This is a genomic window from Halorubrum sp. CSM-61 (genome assembly GCF_003781945.1).
Taxonomy (GTDB): domain Archaea; phylum Halobacteriota; class Halobacteria; order Halobacteriales; family Haloferacaceae; genus Halorubrum.
Map to the genome: position 1 here is coordinate 523,202 of NZ_RJJW01000002.1, position 17,187 is coordinate 540,388.

Here is a 17,187-nt window from a genome sequence, read left to right on the forward strand (position 1 = left end):
GCCGGGCCCTACTCGCCGTCGTCCGCCTCGGCGGGGCGCGGCGTCGCGATCGGCTCGAGGCCGTCGACGAACACCGCGCGGGGCTCGTCGACGACGGTGACCCGATAGGGCGCCGCGGGCGAGAGGGTCCGGACCTCGCCGTCCGCGTCGGTGGTGCCGATCGCCTGACTGTCGCCGTCGCCGACGCTCTTCGTGACGGTGACGTCGGGGACGGGTTCGTCGGTCTCCTCGTCGCGGACGGTCACCGTCACCGGGCCGCCGGCGTAGCTGCGGTCGACGGTGACGTTGAAGCCGTCGCCGCTTGCGGAGACGGGCTCGGTGTCGGGGAACGCGTCGAGCGCGATCCGCTGGTGCTCCACGAACACCCGTCCCGTCCCGCCGCTGACGAAGGTGCGCAGGAGCCCGAACTCGTGGGGGATGGTGATCCGCTGGACCGAGCCGGCGCCGAACGCGTCGGGCTCGCGGAGCGACGCCGTCTCGGGGTAGGCCGCGGCGGTGGCCTCGATCGCCTCGTCGTTGCCGATGGCGCCGCCGCCGCGGTCCCAGCGGTCGAGGCGGAAGACCTCGCGGACGTACTCGCCGTCGGCGATCGTCGCCAGCACGACCGACCGGTCGCTCGACTCGATGTACACCTCGGTGGCCGCCACCTCGCCGCGCGCGGCCGAGAGCGCGTAGTCGCGGACGGGGCCCTCGTACACCTGCAGCGCGACCTGCAGCTCGTCGAGGCGGGTCGGGGAGCTGAACCCGTCCGTCTCCTCCGCGAGCGCGTCGAGCTCGTCGAGCCGCTCGTCGTACTCGCGGGCGATCGCGGCGATGCGGACGAGCTCGTCGAGGAGCTCCCGGTCGGAGATCTCGCCCGCGGCGTGAGCGCTGAACGCCTCCGCCTGCCGGCTGTTGAGGGTCACCTCGTCGCGCTCGACACGGTTGATCGCGGCGAGGATCCGGCGCTGCCGTTCCGCGCTCGTCTCGGCGGCCTCGATCCGTTGGACGGCCGCCGCGGTCTCCATGGCGGCATCGGTCTCGTCGACGGCGAAGTCGACCGACGAGCCGAGGTTCGCGCCGCGGCTCCCGGACCCGAAGCGCGTGTCGACGTCGCTCGGCGCGGACAGCGTCCGGAAGGTGAGGTTCTCCCGGTCCACCTGCAGCGGGTCGCGATCGGCACCGAGCGCGCCGACGCTGGGTCCGGCGCCCGTGTCGGCGGGGGCGGCGCTCTCCGCGGCCGAACCGGCCACCGTCGCGGGGTCGGCGACCGCCCCCGCGACCGCCGCCGGCGACACCGCACCGGCGATCGGCGCGAGCAGAAGCAGCACCGCGAGGGAGATCGGGAGGGCTCTCATACGCGTTCGGTTCGCGTCAGGACATAAAAAATCCACCTCAACGAGCCGGCGAGAGCCGTCGCGGTCCTCGGTCGACCGGACCTCACGAGCCCGACGGCGGGCGAAACGAACGATGGAAAGCGTTTTGCCCGGCGCCTGAGTGCGATGATCCGTATGCGGAACGCCCCCTCTCGAGCCCTCCTCGTCGGGCTGGTGGTCCTCGCACTCGTCGCGAGCGGTGTCGCGCCCGTCGCGGGGGACGTGCCCTCCTCCTCGCCTTCGCCCTCCCTCGACGCCGACGCGTCGGCCGCCGATTCGTCGGTCGTCGGCCCGCCGGTCCTCGGTCGGTCTGCCGTCGACTCGGCGGCCGTCGACTCGCCGACCGCCGAACAGATCGACGAGTCGTTCGACCCGGCCACGGCGACGCGGATCCGGATCGAGCCGACGTCGGACCGGGACGCCCGGTGGACCGTGTCGGTCAGGTACGCGCTCAGCGACGAGACCGACCGCGCGGCGTTCGACGTCGCCGGAGACAGGTTCGTCGACGGCGAGATCGGCCCCGACGCGGCGCTGTTCGAGGGGTTCGCCCGCGAGGCCAGTCGGAACACCGACCGGACGATGCGGATCGAGGACGTCGACCGCGAGGTCGTCGTCCACGAGGATCCCTCGTCGTTCGAGGTCGCGACCGACGAGACGACGGCGGTCGGCGAGCTCCGGCTGACGTTCGTCTGGACCGAGTTCCTCGCGCAGGACGGCGAGAACCTGGTGTTGGGCGACGCGCTGACGACGCCGAACGACGGGACGTGGCTGCTCTCGCTCGAGGAGGGGCAGACGCTCGAAGTGGCGACGCCGGACGGATACACCGTCACCGGGACCTCGGACGCCACGGACCGGCTGAGCGACAACGCCGTGATCGTCGAGGGGCCGCGCGTCTTCGGCGAGGATGAGCGGGTCGCGATCGTGTACGCGCCGGCGGGCGCGACGCCGCCGTGGACGATGCTCACCGCCGCGATCGTCGTCGCCGCGGTGCTCATCGCCGGGAGCATCGTCGGCTATCGGCGGATCGGGGGAGACGCCCCCGCCGTGGGGGACGAGAGCGTCGGCAACGGGGCGATCGACAGCGACGGGGCGGGACCGGCGGACTCCGGCCGACGCGACGCGGCGACCGGCGGCGCCGACGGAGCCGCCTCGGGCCCGGCGAGCGACGGGTCAGGGGCCGGCGACGCGGCGGCGGCCGAGGAGGACGACGGGGAGGACCTCTCGCTTCTGTCCGACGAGGAGCGCGTCGAGCGCCTCCTCGAGGACAACGGCGGGCGGATGCGACAGGCCGACATCGTCGCCGAGACCGGGTGGTCGGACGCGAAGGTGTCGCAGCTGCTCTCCGCGATGGCGGACTCGGGGCGCGTGGAGAAGCTCCGGCTGGGCCGGGAGAACCTGATCTCGATCCCGGACGGCGAGGGCGACGACTCCGACGGCGAACCCGGAGACGGCGAGTCCGGTGCCTGAGCCCGCGACAGTGAGTCCGGGACTCGAGGCCGCCGGGGGCGACTCCGAGACCTGAGCCCGGCGACGAGGTCGAGAAGCCACGATCTCGAGAGGGAAACCGCGAGCCCGTAGTGAGGCGTTCCGAAAGCTCTTACAGGCCGAGCGACGGAGTATCGATCATGAAAGTTCTGGTGACAGTCAAGGAGGTCGCGGAGCCGGACGACGACTTCGCGATCGATGGTACCGACATCGCGGCGTCCGACCTCGAGTACGACCTCAACGAGTGGGACGATTACGCGGTCGAGGCGGCGGTACAGCTCGCCGAGGCGGGGATCGCGGACGAGGTCGTCGCCGTCACCATCGGGCCGGAGCGCGCCGAGGAGACGATCCGGATGGCGCTCGCGAAGGGCGCGGACCGCGCCGTGCGGGTCTGGGACGACGCCTTCGAGGCCGGCTTCGCCGACGTGCCCGCGAAGGTCACGACGTTCGAGGCGGTCGTCGAGGCGGAGGAGCCCGACCTCGTGCTCGGCGGCGTGCAGGCCGCGGACACCGGGTTCGGCGCGACGGGCGTCGCGCTCGCGGAGCGGATCGGCTTCGAGCACGCCGCCGTGGTCAACGACCTGGAGGTCGACGCCGACGCGGGCGTCGCGAACGTCCACCGCGAGCTGGAGGGCGGCGTCGAGGAGCTGACCGAGGTGGACCTCCCGGCCGTGCTGACGGTCCAGACCGGGCTCAACGAGCCGCGGTACGCGAGCCTGCGCGGCATCCGACAGGCCCAGCGCAAGGAGATCGACGCGAAGGACCTGGCCGACCTCGGGCTGTCGCCCGACGACGTCGAGAGCGGGCTGACGATCACCTCGATGTACGAGCCGGAGAGCGAGTCGGACGCCGAGATCATCGAGGGCGACGCCGGCGAGGCGGCGGGGCGGCTCGCCGAGGTCCTCACCGAGTTGGGGGTGAGCGCGTGATGAGCGTGCTCGTCGTCTCGGAACACCGTCGCGGGGAGCTTCGAGACGTCTCGTACGAAGCGATCACGGCCGGCCGCGAACTCGCCGACGCGCGGGACGGCGACCTCCACGTGGCGGCGATCGGAGGCGACCTCGACCGGTTCGCCGAGGACCTGAACCGCGAGGGCGTGGACGCGGTCCACTCGGTCGCCAACGGCGAGGAGTTCGACCACAACGTCTACCAGTCGGCGGTCGGGGCGCTGCTCGAGAAGACCGGCGCGGGGACCGTCGTGATCCCGAACTCGGTCAACGGGCTGGACTACGCGCCCGCCGTCGCCGAGGCGCACGACCTCGCGCTGGTGACCGACGCGGTCGGCTTCGAGTACGACGACGGGCTGACCGTCACCCGCGAGATGTACGGCTCGAAGGTGGAGACGACCGTCGACGTCGACGGCGACCGCTTCGTCCTCACCGTCCGGGGCGGCGAGTGGCCGCCCGCGGAGGGCGTCGGCGACGCAACGGTCGAGTCCGTCGAGGTCGACCACCCCGAGTCCGGCGCGCGCGTCAAGGGCTTCGAGGAGGTCGGCGGCGGCGACGTCGACATCGCGGACGCCGACGTGCTGGTCTCGGTCGGTCGCGGTATCGAGGAGGAGGAGAACCTGGAACTCGTCGAGGAGCTGGCCGACGCGCTCGGCGCGACGCTCTCCGCGTCCCGGCCGATCGTCGACAACGGCTGGCTCCCGAAGAACCGACAGGTCGGGCAGAGCGGGAAGGTCGTCACGCCCGACGTGTATATCGCGATCGGCATCTCCGGGGCGGTCCAGCACGTCGCCGGCATGAAGGGGTCGGACACGATCGTCGCGATCAACACCGACCCGAACGCGCCGATCTTCGACATCGCGGATTACGGCATCGTGGGCGACCTGTTCGACGTGGTCCCCGCGCTCATCGACGAGTTCGCGTAAGAGAAAGTTAAGCGAAAGGGGAAAAGCGCGAGCGGAGCGCGGAGCGGAAGACGAGGGGCTGCCGCGAGAGAAACACCTTTTAAGATCGTCGGGGATGTGACGATTATGCCACACGTCCGGGGGACGGTTCACGGCGTCGCCGCGATGGTGACGCTCGTGGTCGGGTCGATGCTGACGAACACGATCCGCGAGGAGTACGAGCTGTTCGCGCAGGTCGCCGCGGCGACGACGCACCTGCTGATCGATGTCGCGGCGCTGCCGGTCTCGCGGGAGATCGCCGAGGTCGTCGTGCCGGTCGGCGTACTGATGGCGATCTGGGTGTTCGCCTACGAGCTCCAGCGGCTCTCGCGGAGCGGGTGAGGGTCGGAAGGAGCGACGCGAGCGTTTGTTTCCTCCTTCCCGACCGGTGCGGTCCGGTCCGTTCTCGGGGCGTTTATCACCCCGCCCACCCTCCCCTCCGCCATGAGCGAGGCCGACGAGCAGACGGCTGCGACCGCGACCGGCCGGGAGATATGGATCGAGAAGTACCGGCCGCAGTCGCTCGACGACATCCACGGACAGGAGGAGATCGTCGAGCGGCTCCAGAGCTACATCGATCAGGACGACATCCCTCACCTTCTTTTCAGCGGGCCAGCAGGTGTAGGTAAGACCACCGCGGCCACTGCCATCGCCCGACAGGTGTACGGCGAGGACAACTGGCGTGGGAACTTCCTCGAACTGAACGCCTCCGACCAGCGCGGGATCGACGTGGTGCGCGACCGGATCAAGGGGTTCGCGCGCTCGTCGTTCGGCGGCGACTTCCGGATCGTGTTTCTCGATGAGGCGGACAGTCTCACCGATGACGCTCAGTCAGCATTACGCCGGACGATGGAGCAGTTCTCCGACAACACGCGCTTCATCCTCTCGTGTAACTACTCGTCGAAGATCATCGACCCGATCCAGTCGCGGTGCGCGGTCTTCCGCTTCTCGCCGCTCTCGGACGAGGCGGTCGCCGCGCAGACCCGCGAGATCGCGGCGGCAGAGGGGATCGAGGTGACCGACGCGGGCGTCGACGCCCTCGTGTACGCGGCCGACGGCGACATGCGCCGCGCGATCAACTCCCTGCAGGCGGCGGCGACGACCGGCGACGTGGTCGACGAGGAGGCGGTGTACGCGATCACGGCGACCGCGCGGCCCGAGGAGATCGAGTCGATGGTGACGAACGCCCTGGAAGGGGACTTCTCGCGGGCGCGAGCGACGCTGGACACCCTCCTCACGGAGACGGGGATGGCCGGCGGCGACGTGATCGATCAGCTCCACCGCTCCGTCTGGGAGTTCGACCTGAGCGAGCGCGAGGCGGTCGCGCTGATGGAGCGGATCGGGGAGGCCGACTACCGGATCGCCGAGGGCGCGAACGAGCAGGTGCAGTTGGAGTCGCTGCTCGCCTCGTTATCCTTGGAAGAGTAGGTCGTCTCCGGTTCGGGATTCCGTTCGGATCGCAAGAGTGGCTGTTTCGGAGTTTCGTTCGGTCATTTATACTGGATTCAGGGCGGTAGTGACAGAGCGATCAACACCGCCAACGCCCCAGCCGTCGCTTATAAACCGTTAACTGCGGATCGACGGCGACCACCGCCAACGCCCCAGCCGTTCGCTTATAAACCGTTAACTGCGGATCGACGGCGACCACCGCCAAAGCCCCAGCCGTGAAGCGGACGCACGCTCGTTGCGCTCCTCACTCGGTCGCTCACGCTCCCTCGCTGCGGTGCTTACGTCACCTGCGTCCGCTTCACGGCTGCCCCTTTGAGTCCCGCCCCGACCGCAACCGCCCCGCACCTCAGGCCTCCCCAGCCTCGTCGGCCGGCGCTTATAGTGCTTCACAGAAGATTTAGGTGTACTCTGCGTGGGTAGGGTAATGACTGGACGGGAGAAAGAGATCGTCCGACACCTCAGTGAGGACGATCTCGACCGCTTGCTCACACAGACTGATAGCGAGAAGGTGAGCAAGCGGCTCACCTTCATCAAACGGCTGTACAAGGGTGCAACGCTCGAAGACGCAGCCGATGATGTTGGAAAGTCCCAATCAACCGGGAGTCTCTGGGCCAAACGCTGGAATGAGGGTGGACTCGGGAAACTCACGCCGAACTTCGGAGGCGGGCGGCCTCCGAAGCTCGGCGATGACGAGCGTGAGCGTCTTATCGAACGACTCGAAGAAGGCGAACCCTGGAAGAAACAGGAAATTCAGCACCTGCTGAACACAGAATTTGACGTCGAGTTTCATCCGAACTATCTGCCACGATTCCTCTCTGATCTTGGCCTCTCGTACGCGATTCCGCGTACGGAGAGGCCAGATCGACCTGATAATGCCGATGCAATCCTCGACGAACGCGTTTCCGACGCGTTCGCCGAGGATGAGGTAGACGAGCCACACAACAAACAGCCTGAAGACGACAGTGACGAGGAATGGACGGTCGATGATGATGTTCGAACAGATGGTGGGACGACGGTCGGTTTCTTCGATATCTCGCACCCACAGCCATGGGACAATTCCCAGCGACTCTACACCGTCAGTGAGCCGACGATCACCCGGCCGCTGGTGAAAATCGACACACCAGCGGCCGGGTTCTATGCGCTCAACGGTGAGAGCGTCCTCCAGTTCCCGCCCACCCAAGAGAAAGAGCAGATCTGCGCGTGTTTCAAGGAGGTTCGCGAGCAGAATCCGGGCGAGCGGATTCTGCTCGTCTTGGACAACTTCTCCTCACACATCTGTGCGCACACGCGGAAACGCGCCCACGAACTCGGAATCGACCTCATCTTTCTCCCAGTCGGCTCACCGCATCTCAACCCGATTGAGCCAGTCTGGAAAAGTCTCAAATGGGAGTCATCGCCCCTCATCGTGGAGGGCGCGGCAGAGTACCGCGCCCTCCTCGATGAAATCTTCACGAAGTTGACCGACCAGCTGAGTTTCGCAGGCTCGTGGATCAAGAATCATCTCAGCGGATTCATCCAGAAGTTGCGTTAATCACTATAAGCGCCGGCCGACTCCCTCGCGCGTGCTTCTCGGCCGCGGAGCGGCCTCGAAGGCACGCGCCACCGCGACGCTCACAGTTATAAATCGCCGTCCCGGGGCGCGCTTTTTAAGCCACGCGCGAACCGACGGCGGGTATGCTCGTCGTCGTCTCGGACACCCACTCGCGCGAGGAGACGAAGCTGCAGGGCCGGACCGCGGAGGCGGTCCGCGAGGCCGACCTCGTCGTTCACGCCGGCGACTTCTACCGCGAGCCGGTGCTCGACGCGTTCGAGTCGGTTTCTCGGACCCTCCGCGCCGTCTACGGCAACAACGACGACCCGGCGACCCGCGACCGGTTGCCGGAAGTCCTGACCACCGAGTACGCGGGCGTCCGGTTCACCGTCACGCACCGCCACCGCAGCGGCGACACCGGGCTCGTGATGCTCGGCCGGGAACGCGACGCCGACGCCGTGATCTGCGGACACAGCCACCTGCCCCGGTTCGACGACTCCGGCGCGCTCCCGATACTGAACCCCGGGAGCCACGCGCAGCCCCGAGGGAACCGGCCGGCCCACGCGGAGCTGGAGCCGGCGTCTGAGGGGGAGAGCGAGGACGCGCTGAACGGGCGGCTCGTCACGCCGGACGGCGAGGTCTTCGAGGAGTTCCGGATCGAGCCCTGAGTCGGACGTTTCGGTCGGCTGTACCGGTCTGTCGCCGAAGCGCGACGCCCCGCTCCGTCGGTCACGCCGGAGGGGCAGGGGGTGGGGAGAGGGAGGGGTCGCAGGGCGAGACCCGAGCGGGCGGGTGTCGTGTGCCGTCGTGGTTCTCCGGTCGGTGACCGATCGCGGGGTGAGGGCCGAAGCGGGGGACGCATCGACACCTTGTGCCGGTGATAGCTTATAGGTAGCTTATGGACAAAAGCGCGTTTTAGTCATCGACCGAGGGCGGCCGGGATCGGGACACAGACGGACGACTGAAACCGGCCAGCGACCGGGCTGCCGAAACGCATAACACCGTGCCGACGGATGCAGGTGTATGCTCCCGGTCGAACCGCTGTTCGTCGTGATCCTCCTCGTCTTGCTCGGGTTCTTCTTCTTCGCGTTTCTGCTCGTCCGGCGCACCCTGACGGGGCTCCGTGAAGGGTACAACGACGGGCAGCGGTAAGATGGTCGTCGTAACCGTCGCCACCCTCGGCGTCGCCGCCGCGGCCAGCCTCTTCATGGCGTGGTCGATCGGCGCCGGCTCGTCCGGGTCGACCCCGTTCGCGCCGGCGGTCGGCGCCAACGCCATCTCCGTGATGCGCGCGGGGCTCGTCGTCGGCGTGCTGGGCCTTCTGGGCGCGATCCTGCAGGGCGCGAACGTGACGGAGGCGGTGGGGACCGAGCTGATCGGCGGCGTCACCCTCACCGCCGGCGCGGCGATCGTCGCGCTGCTCACCGCGGCCGCGCTCGTCGCGATCGGCGTGTTCGCCGGCTACCCGATCGCGACGGCCTTCACCGTTACCGGCGCGGTCGTCGGCGTCGGCCTCGCGATGGGCGGGGACCCGGCGTGGCCGAAGTACACCGAGATCCTCACGCTGTGGGTCCTCACCCCGTTCGTCGGCGGCGGCGTCGCCTACGGCGTCGCGCGGATGCTCACCGGCGAGGCGCTCCCCGAGCGACCCCTCACCGCCGCGCTCGCCGGTCTCGTCGGCGCGATCGTCGCGAACGTCGGGTTCGCGCTGCTCGGGCCGGCGGGCGAGCAGGCGTCGCTGTCGGAGGCGCTCGGTCCCGGGCTCGGGCTCGGCGCGATCGGCACGCCCCTAGTCACGGCCGCGGTCGCCGCGGTCGTCGCGATCGCGGTGTACGCCGACCTCGGTCGCGACCGCGCGGGCGCGCAGCGCCGGTTCCTCCTCGCGATGGGCGGGCTCGTCGCCTTCTCGGCCGGCGGCTCGCAGGTCGGCCTCGCGATCGGGCCGCTCGTCCCGATATTCAGCGACGTCGGGGTCCCCCTGTGGGCGCTGCTCGTCGGCGGCGGGACGGGACTGCTTATCGGCTCGTGGACCGGCGCGCCGCGGATGATCAAGGCGATCTCGCAGGACTACGCCTCGATGGGGCCGCGGCGGTCGATCTCGGCGCTCATCCCGTCGTTCGCGATCGCGCAGATCGCCGTCGCGTTCGGGATCCCCGTCTCGTTCAACGAGATCATCGTCTCCGCGATCGTCGGTGCGGGCTACGCCGCCGGCGACGCGGGCGTGAGCCGGGCGAAGATGGGGTACACGGTGTTCGCGTGGATCGCGTCGCTCGTGGGATCGTTAGTACTCGGGTTCGGCGTGTACACCGCCGTGCAGTTCGTGTTGTAAGTGGTGTGAGGATCGGTTGGATCGATAAACGGTAGATGTTCGTTTATAAGTCGTTAGCGCCGGATCGACGGCGAACCCCTCCAAAGCCCCAGTCGGCTCCGGTCGAGGGGCTCGCTGCGCTCCTCAGTCGCTCGTTTCACTCGCTCCTTGCGGTGCTTGCGTCGCCCATCTTCTCGGAGCCGACTGCCCCTTTGAGTCCCACCCCGCACAGCACCGCCCCGCACCTCACGCCTCCCCAGCCTCGCCGGCTCGGCGCTTACAAGCGCCGAGCCGACTCCCTCGCGCGTGCACCTCGCGCCCTGCGGGCGCTCGGCGGCACGCGCCGACCGCAACAGCGATCGCAACGATTACTCGTCGCTCGGATACGTCGGCAGCCGCGCGGACTGCGCGCTGCCCCTGACCGACGGGAACGGGAGGTCGGCACGCGTCGCTGCGACCTCCTCACCGTCGACGCGCACAGTCACGTCGGCGGCCGCGAGGTCGGCGTCGAACCGGACGAGCGCCAGCGCGATCGGCTCTCCCGAAGCGGGGCCGACAGCCGCACGGGTCACCTCGCCGACCGCCTCGTCGCCCGCGAAGACGGCCGCACCGGGGGACGGCAGAACCTCGTCGTACCCCTCCGGGTCGGCGTCGCCGTCGATCTCGGCGGTCGCGTCGGCGAGGCCGTCGAGGTCGAGCCCGACGAGCCGCCGGCTCGGTCGCCCCTGGTTCTCGACGCGGGAGACGACCTCCTGCCCGACGTAACACCCCTTCTCGAAGTCGAGGGCGTTGCGGAGCCCGAGGACGTTCGGCACCGTCCCCTCCAGTTCGTACTCGAACAGGGGCGTGCCGGCTTCGAGCGAGAGCGCGTCCCACGTCCGGTAGCCGAACGGGGCCGCGTTGAGCCCGCGGTTGAGCAGGGTGTCGAGCACCTCCTCGGCGTCCGCGGCCGCGCAGACGACCTCGTACCCCTCCTCGCCGAGGGGCGCGTCGCTCGCGATCACGGTGACGCCGGCGTCGACCATCGACCCGCGGACAAAGGATAGCGGCTCCTCGGGCGCGCCCGGTCCGCCGAGCACCGAGGCGATCTTCTCGGTCGACTTGGGGCCGTGGACCCCGAAGACCCCGAGCTCGTCGGAGATGTCGTCGATCGCCACGTCCTGGATGAACACCTTGCTCGCCCAGTCCTCGGCGACCGCCTCGGCGCGCTCCGGCGGGAGGAAGACGAGCAGGCGCTCGTTCGCGTTGTACACGTACATGTCCGTCTCGATGCCGCCCTGCGGGTCGAGCAGGAGCGCGTACACCCCCCGCCCGTCCTCGTCCGGGACGCGGTTGGAGACGGCGTTGTCGACGAACTCGACGCGGTCCTCGCCCGTGACTGCGAGCACGCCGTACCCCATCTCGATCGCGCCGACGACGTTGCGGACCGCCTTGCCGACGCGCTCGGGCTTCCCGTAGTGATCGACCACCCGACGACCGCCGCGGTCGCGGTACACCGCGCCGTGGGCGCCGTGAGTGTCGGAGACGAGAGTCATACCAGTAGAGAGTCGGGGGAGCGGCAAAAGGTCGCTGGCTTCGTCTGGCGCGGGCGGTCACTCCCGTGCGGACCTCTCGAACGCGCGGGCCTCTCGAACGCACGAGTCGCTACAGCCCGAGACGGTCGCGAACGGCGTCGACGAGGGTATCCGAACCGTTCTCCATCCGGTCTTCGGGATCGGGGACGACGCGGTCGTGGGGGTACACGCGCACTTGCTCCTCGCTCTCGACGGTGATGAGCGAGTCGGCCTTCAGCGCCGACAGCGCCTCCTCGACGGCGTCGATGTCGGCGTCGACGGCCGCGCGCAGCTCCAGCACCGTCATCCCCTCGTCGCCGCGGTCGACGAGCGCGTCCAACAGCGCGACCTCGACGTCCGGCCGGTCGCGGTACTCCGGCTTTGCGGCCATGCGCAGTAGTTGGACAGGATGCGGTTTACGTCTACCGGCGAGAGGCGAGTCGCCCTCGTCGGCGGACCCTACCGGACTAGCCGCGAACAGGAGCCGCAGAGGTTCTCCTCTTTCACGTCGACCTCGCGGACGGTCGGCGAGAAGGACATGACGCACTTGCTGTTGTCGCAGTGCTCCAAGCCGAGCGTGTGACCGATCTCGTGGACGACCTCCTTGCGCACGCGATCGGAGAACACATCGACCGCGGGCTTGGTGGAGACGCCCCCGTCGGAGGAGGTTCGGAGCCGGTGCGTCGAGATGACGGAGCCGCTGCCGTTGAGGTACGCGAGCCCGAACACGTAGTTCCGGCGTCGGTAGTAGAGGTCGCGCGGGGTGATCCCGATGTTCTTGTCGCCGCCGCCGACGCGGCCGACGGTCTCGATGAGGTCCTCGGCGCGGTACTGGTCGCGGCCCTCGTCGTAGGCCGTCTCGGGGATCGGCTGGTCGTCGTGGACGGTCACGTCGCAGTCGTATACCGAACGAAGCGCGGCGGAGGCCTCGCGTTTCACTCGGGGGGTGACCTCCCCGACTGGGACGATGTCCACGAGCATGGAACCGCTTATGACCGCCGCAATCATAAAGCCCGCGCCGTGGTCGCCTCCTCACGTCGCGCGCTGGTCGACGAACTCGCAGAACACGACGACCTCGTCGAGGTCGGAATCGGCGACCGGCCAGGGGTCGCGCGAGCGCTCGCGGAGCGAGGCCGCCGCGTCGTCGCCGTCGACGTCGAGCCGGGAGACCGGACGCGCGCGGCCGCACGAGAGATCGAAGCCGAGGCGGCCGGCGGCTCGCTCCGGGTCCAGCGAGGGGACGTGCTCGCGCTCGTGGACGGGAAGGCGGACGAAAGCGATCCCGGACCGATCGTCGACGCGGGCGAAACGGACGCGCTCGACGCGATCGACGCGGTGTACGCCTGTCACCTCCCGGCCGAACTGCAGCGCCCGACCGTCGCGCTCGCCGACCGGCTCGAGGCCGCCTGCGTGTTCACCACCCTCGGGTTCGAGGAGCCGGTCGTCCCGGTCCGGCGGCGCTCCGTCGAGGGGGGCTCACTGTACGTCGCGCGCGGCGGAGCGGGCGAGAGGCGGTCGGCCGGCCCGGAGTGAGACACGGGGGACGAAACCGAACGGGACCGGCCGGATCGGCGAGAACCCGAACGTTCTTTCCCGCTCCTGCCGGCGTACGGGTATGCAGGTCGACGCAGTCGTCCTCGACATCGACGGGGTGTTGGTCGACGTGGCTGACTCCTACCGGCGGGCGATCATCGAGTCCGTCGAACGGGTGTGTGACAAGACGATCGATCGCGACGCGGTCCAGTCGTTCAAGGACGCCGGCGGGTTCAACAACGACTGGGAGCTGACGAACGCGGCCGCCCTCTACGTGCTCGCCCGCCGCGAGGGGCTCGGAATGGACGTCGAGACGTTCACGGACCGAGTCGCGGAGGGCGGCGGCGGACTCGACGCCGCGAAGGAGGTCGTCGGCGACCTCCCCCGCGTCGCGCAGGCGCGGGTCCGCGACCAGTGGGACACCGACCGCCTCCGCGAGACGTTTCAGGCGCTGTATCTCGGCGAAGAGTTGTACCGCGAGCTTGAGGGCGGCGAGCCGCCGCTGTCGGCGCCGGGATACATCCACGACGAGCCGACCTTGGTCGAACCGAAGACGATCGCCGACCTCACCGACCGGTTCGACGTGGGCGTGTTGACGGGGCGGCCCGCCGCCGAGGCGGCGATCGCCTTGGAGCGCGTCGGCCTCGACGTGCCCGAGGACCGCCGGTTCACGATGGACGACTGGGAGGAGGGGAAGCCGCACCCGCGGGCCCTCGTCGAACTCGCGGAGCGGTTCGACGCCGAGCGGGTCGCCTTCGCCGGCGACACCCTCGACGACGTGCGGACCGCGCGCAACGCCGACGACGAGGACGCGACCCGCGTCTACTACGGAATCGGCGTCCTCACCGGCGGCCTGACCGGCGACGAAGGGCGCCGGAAGTACGCCGAGATCGGGGCGGACGCCGTCATCGAGGACGTGAACGAACTGGTCGAGCTGTTGGAGTAGAAGATGGGCCTTGCCGGATTCGAACCGGCGATCAACTCGTTATGAGCGAGTCGCTTTAACCGGACTAAGCTAAAGGCCCGTAATTCGGGGTAAACGGGACGAACCCTTTAGCGTACCGAATCCGCGCGATCGCAAGACGTGACCGGCGGTGAAGTCGACGACACTGAATCGACACCCACCGCTACGAGGTCTAGGAAACGGAGAGACGCCGAAGCCAGGACTCGAACCTGGGACCGCCTCGTTAACAGCGAGGCGCTCTACCAACTGAGCTACTTCGGCTCGATTCAGCGTACTCGATTCGTTTTGATAGGGCTTTCGTTTCCGCCCGACTCGGGTGCGATCGGTTACCGCGTCCCGATCTCGCCGACTCGCAGTCTCCCGATCGCCACTCGGATCACTCCGCTCGTCCGGTGACCGACACGTTTTCGGCCGGACCGCGAGAAGCCGACTCCATGGACGATCTCGAGGCGGTGCTGTCGCGCGTTCGCGACCGGGCGGTCCCCGACTCCGCGGAGCGCGAGCACCTGCGGACGGTCGCAGCCGAACTCGCCGACCGGACGCGCGAGGCGATCGCCGACCTCCCCGTCGACGCCGACGTGGTGCAGGTGGGGTCGACCGCCCGCGGCACGTGGGTCTCCGGTGACCGGGACATCGACCTCTTCGTGCGGTTCGACGCCGACCTCGACCGCGAACAGCTGGAGGAGTACGGCCTCGCCGTGGGCCACGCCGTCCTCCCCGACGGCCACGAGGAGTACGCGGAACACCCCTACGTGAAGGGCACTCACGAGGGGTTCGACGTGGATCTGGTCCCCTGCCACGACGTGGCGACCGCCGGCGACCTCGTCTCCGCCGTCGACCGCACCCCGTTCCACGACGCGTACCTCTCCGCGCGGCTGGACGACGCGGTCGCCGACGACGTGGTGCTCGCGAAGGCCTTTTTAAAAGGGATCGGCGCGTACGGTAGCGACCTCCGCACCGAGGGGTTCTCGGGATACCTCACCGAGCTGCTCGTCTTGGAGCTCGGCGGGTTCGTCCCCCTCGTGGAGTCCGCGCGGAGCTGGCACCCACCGGTGGAGTTCGACCCGGAGGGCCACGCCGAGCGGACCTTCGACGACCCGCTCGTCGTGGTCGACCCGACCGATCCGACGCGGAACGTCGCGGCCGTCCTCTCGGCGGCGAACCTCGCGCGGTTCCAGCACTACGCCCGCGAGCTGCTCGCGGCGCCGAGCGAGGGGCTGTTCGATCCCGCGGAGCCGACTCCGCTCGACCCCGCCGGCGTTCGCGACCACCTCGACCGGCGGGAGACGACCCCGGTGGCGGTCGTGTTCGACGCGCCGGACGTAGTCGACGACCAGCTGTGGCCGCAGCTCCGGCGGTCGCTCGACGGGATCGTCGGCGGGCTGGACGAGCGCGGATTCGACGTGCTCCGGGCGCGGGCGATGACGGACGCGACGGGTCCGGAAAGCGACGGAGCCGGCGCCGAGCGCGCGGCGCTGTACGCCGAACTGGAGGTCGCGAAGCGGCCGGCCGTGGTCCGTCACGAGGGGCCGCCGGTCGCGGTGCGGAAACACGCCGCGAGCTTCTACGAGTCGTACGCCGACGACGTGGACCCGGAGACCTACGGCCCGTTCATCGACGGCGACCGGTACGTCGTCGAGCGAGAGCGGGAGTTCACGACGGTTCGCGAGTACCTCGAAAGCGACGCGGCCGGCGACGTGGCGCTGGGCGCGCAGGTGGAACGGGAGTTCGCCGAGCGCGACGTGTTGGTCGGCGACGCGGTGGCGACGCTCGCGCCCGCGTTCGGCGTGCCGCTGCGGGAGTTCTACGAACCGCACCCGTGAGCTCGGAGGGGAACGCGAACCCCGAGACCGAGAGAGCGACCTACCGCGAGAGCCGGTCCGAGACGAGGTACACGAGCGCGACGATTCCGAGCAGGACGGCACCGATCGCTGACAGGAACGCCGCGACCCGCGGGAAGACCAGCCAGAAGGCGACGTAAAACGAGAAGGCGAACGCGAGCAGGCCGGCGATCACGACCCCGCGGGTCGGGTTCTGGACCGCGGCGACGAACGCGCGCTGCGGGAGCGAGAGGTTCCCGAAGTCGACCGGTACGTCCGGGTCGTCCGGGTCGTCCGGGTCGGGAGGGTCCTCGGGTGCGGCTTCGCCGGACGAGGCGTCGTCGGTCACGCGAACCGGTACGGGCCGGATCCGCCTGTACCTGTCGCTCCCGGAGCCGCGGTCAGGCGACCGCGCCGCCGACCGCCGCACCGGCGAGGAACGCGAGCAGGGCGGCCGCCAGGTTCGCGGCCGCGAACCCGATCGCGATTCGGCCTTCGCCGTCGGCCGCGGCCGAGACGGTCTCGACGGCGAACGAAGAGAACGTTGTGAAGGCGCCGCAGAACCCGACGGCGGCGACGAGGGTCGCCCCCGAGCCGATCGGCGCGGCGAGGAGGGCGCCGAGCGCGAGGCTCCCGAGCGCGTTGACGACCACGACCGATCGGCGGCCCTCGATTCGGAGACCGACCGCGTGCCGACCCACGGCGCCGGCGGACCCGCCGAGACCGACGAGGACGGCCGCGAGCAGCGGATCGGTCACAGTCGCCCTCCGACGAACAACCCGGCCGCGGCGGCCGCGAACCCGGCGGCGTAGCTCGCGGCGACGTACGCGGCGCCGGCGGTCGTCCCGAGCGACACGGCGTCGCCGACGAACGTGCTGTACGTGGTGAACGAGGAGAGCATGCCGGTCCCGACGAACAGCCGCGTCCGGCGGCTCGCGGCGCGCGTGAGCAACGCCCCGAGCGCGAAGGAGCCGAGGATGTTCGCGAGAAAGGTGCCGACGCCGGTCGCGTCGCCGACGGCGACGTCGACCCCGTGTCTGGCGACGGCCCCGGCGAACCCGCCGAACGCGACGAGGAGAAATCCCAGCGGCGTCCGTTCCATACCGGGGCGTCGCCGGCGCTCATCTTGGGTCTTCGGACTCCGCGGTGGCGCCCGCGACCGCCTCTGCACGGCTCGCGCGTGGGCTGCCGCCGCCGTGCGGAGTCCGCCGCTCGCGGACTCGAACGGTGTGGGCGGTCTCGGTCGCGTCGTCGACGACGAGCGCCTCGCCAGTCCCGCCCGGGAGACGGGAGGCGAS

General features: G+C 69.7%; 19 protein-coding genes, 2 tRNA genes and 1 pseudogene. 12 read left to right on the forward strand and 10 right to left on the reverse strand.

Annotation, left to right across the window (positions count from 1 at the left end; translation table 11 throughout):
• Positions 1-8: 8 nt before the first annotated feature.
• Positions 9-1,337 (reverse strand): carboxypeptidase-like regulatory domain-containing protein, encoded by a 1,329-nt coding sequence (locus tag EDM04_RS05575; RefSeq protein ID WP_123620151.1) that lies wholly within the window; start codon positions 1,335-1,337, stop codon positions 9-11.
• Between the two features lie 153 nt (positions 1,338-1,490).
• Between EDM04_RS05575 and EDM04_RS05580 the strand changes: the two genes are divergently transcribed.
• The 9 genes from EDM04_RS05580 to EDM04_RS05615 all read left to right on the forward strand — a co-directional run bounded on the left by EDM04_RS05580 (position 1,491) and on the right by EDM04_RS05615 (position 10,040).
• On the forward strand, positions 1,491-2,822 hold the full coding sequence (locus EDM04_RS05580; RefSeq protein ID WP_123620152.1) for a hypothetical protein: 1,332 nt from the start codon (positions 1,491-1,493) through the stop codon (positions 2,820-2,822).
• Between the two features lie 158 nt (positions 2,823-2,980).
• Positions 2,981-3,769, forward strand: coding sequence for an electron transfer flavoprotein subunit beta/FixA family protein (locus EDM04_RS05585; protein ID WP_123620153.1), 789 nt, complete (start codon positions 2,981-2,983; stop codon positions 3,767-3,769).
• The gene (locus tag EDM04_RS05590; protein WP_123620154.1) at positions 3,766-4,713 is read left to right on the forward strand and encodes an electron transfer flavoprotein subunit alpha/FixB family protein; all 948 of its coding nucleotides are present in this window, start codon (positions 3,766-3,768) and stop codon (positions 4,711-4,713) included. The genes EDM04_RS05585 and EDM04_RS05590 overlap by 4 nt, the downstream gene beginning before the upstream one ends.
• A 105-nt stretch (positions 4,714-4,818) precedes the next feature.
• Positions 4,819-5,073: a hypothetical protein gene (locus EDM04_RS05595; RefSeq protein ID WP_206424429.1), complete on the forward strand. Its 255-nt coding sequence runs from the start codon at positions 4,819-4,821 to the stop codon at positions 5,071-5,073.
• 102 nt (positions 5,074-5,175) lie between these two features.
• Positions 5,176-6,159 (forward strand): replication factor C small subunit, encoded by a 984-nt coding sequence (locus EDM04_RS05600; protein ID WP_123620155.1) that lies wholly within the window; start codon positions 5,176-5,178, stop codon positions 6,157-6,159.
• A 445-nt stretch (positions 6,160-6,604) separates the two neighbouring features.
• Positions 6,605-7,711, forward strand: coding sequence for an IS630 family transposase (locus EDM04_RS05605; RefSeq protein WP_123620156.1), 1,107 nt, complete (start codon positions 6,605-6,607; stop codon positions 7,709-7,711).
• Between the two features lie 143 nt (positions 7,712-7,854).
• Positions 7,855-8,379: a metallophosphoesterase gene (locus EDM04_RS05610; protein WP_123620157.1), complete on the forward strand. Its 525-nt coding sequence runs from the start codon at positions 7,855-7,857 to the stop codon at positions 8,377-8,379.
• 355 nt (positions 8,380-8,734) lie between these two features.
• Positions 8,735-8,863, forward strand: coding sequence for a hypothetical protein (locus tag EDM04_RS18955; protein ID WP_277424144.1), 129 nt, complete (start codon positions 8,735-8,737; stop codon positions 8,861-8,863).
• 1 nt (position 8,864) lies between these two features.
• Entirely contained in the window at positions 8,865-10,040 is a 1,176-nt protein-coding gene (locus EDM04_RS05615; RefSeq protein ID WP_123620158.1) for an inorganic phosphate transporter, read from the forward strand.
• Between the two features lie 347 nt (positions 10,041-10,387).
• Here the strand turns inward: EDM04_RS05615 and EDM04_RS05620 are convergent, their stop codons facing one another.
• The 3 genes from EDM04_RS05620 to EDM04_RS05630 form a co-directional block, all read right to left on the reverse strand.
• Positions 10,388-11,554, reverse strand: coding sequence for an aminomethyltransferase family protein (locus EDM04_RS05620; protein WP_123620159.1), 1,167 nt, complete (start codon positions 11,552-11,554; stop codon positions 10,388-10,390).
• Positions 11,555-11,663: 109 nt separating this feature from the next.
• Positions 11,664-11,963, reverse strand: coding sequence for a DUF6432 family protein (locus EDM04_RS05625; RefSeq protein WP_123620160.1), 300 nt, complete (start codon positions 11,961-11,963; stop codon positions 11,664-11,666).
• 68 nt (positions 11,964-12,031) lie between these two features.
• Complete coding sequence (locus EDM04_RS05630; RefSeq protein ID WP_123620161.1) at positions 12,032-12,553, reverse strand: archaemetzincin family Zn-dependent metalloprotease; 522 nt, start codon at positions 12,551-12,553, stop codon at positions 12,032-12,034.
• Positions 12,554-12,592: 39 nt separating this feature from the next.
• On the opposite strand from EDM04_RS05630, the gene EDM04_RS05635 reads away from it, so the two are divergent.
• Together EDM04_RS05635 and EDM04_RS05640 are read left to right on the forward strand one after the other, a co-directional pair.
• Positions 12,593-13,105, forward strand: a complete 513-nt coding sequence (locus tag EDM04_RS05635) for a UPF0146 family protein (protein ID WP_123620162.1) — start codon at positions 12,593-12,595, stop codon at positions 13,103-13,105.
• Between the two features lie 82 nt (positions 13,106-13,187).
• Positions 13,188-14,051 (forward strand): TIGR01548 family HAD-type hydrolase, encoded by an 864-nt coding sequence (locus tag EDM04_RS05640; protein WP_123620163.1) that lies wholly within the window; start codon positions 13,188-13,190, stop codon positions 14,049-14,051.
• A gap of 4 nt (positions 14,052-14,055) precedes the next feature.
• Here the strand turns inward: EDM04_RS05640 and EDM04_RS05645 are convergent.
• Positions 14,056-14,130 (reverse strand) — tRNA-Ile (locus EDM04_RS05645).
• Positions 14,131-14,257: 127 nt separating this feature from the next.
• A tRNA-Asn gene (locus EDM04_RS05650) sits at positions 14,258-14,330 on the reverse strand.
• Between the two features lie 173 nt (positions 14,331-14,503).
• Here EDM04_RS05650 and cca point away from each other — a divergent pair.
• On the forward strand, positions 14,504-15,892 hold the full coding sequence (cca, locus tag EDM04_RS05655) for a CCA tRNA nucleotidyltransferase (protein ID WP_123620164.1): 1,389 nt from the start codon (positions 14,504-14,506) through the stop codon (positions 15,890-15,892).
• Between the two features lie 40 nt (positions 15,893-15,932).
• Here cca and EDM04_RS05660 read toward each other — a convergent pair whose 3' ends face one another.
• From EDM04_RS05660 to EDM04_RS18770, 4 genes and pseudogenes are all read right to left on the reverse strand, one after another.
• Positions 15,933-16,238 carry a hypothetical protein gene (locus EDM04_RS05660; RefSeq protein ID WP_123620165.1) on the reverse strand — a complete coding sequence of 102 codons (306 nt, stop codon included), beginning with the start codon at positions 16,236-16,238 and terminating at the stop codon, positions 15,933-15,935.
• A gap of 52 nt (positions 16,239-16,290) precedes the next feature.
• Positions 16,291-16,647 (reverse strand): CrcB family protein, encoded by a 357-nt coding sequence (locus EDM04_RS05665; RefSeq protein WP_123620166.1) that lies wholly within the window; start codon positions 16,645-16,647, stop codon positions 16,291-16,293.
• Positions 16,644-16,991, reverse strand: a complete 348-nt coding sequence (locus EDM04_RS05670; protein WP_123620167.1) for a CrcB family protein — start codon at positions 16,989-16,991, stop codon at positions 16,644-16,646. The genes EDM04_RS05665 and EDM04_RS05670 overlap by 4 nt, the downstream gene beginning before the upstream one ends.
• A gap of 19 nt (positions 16,992-17,010) precedes the next feature.
• A pseudogene (locus tag EDM04_RS18770) lies at positions 17,011-17,187 on the reverse strand (ATPase); the annotation flags it as partial.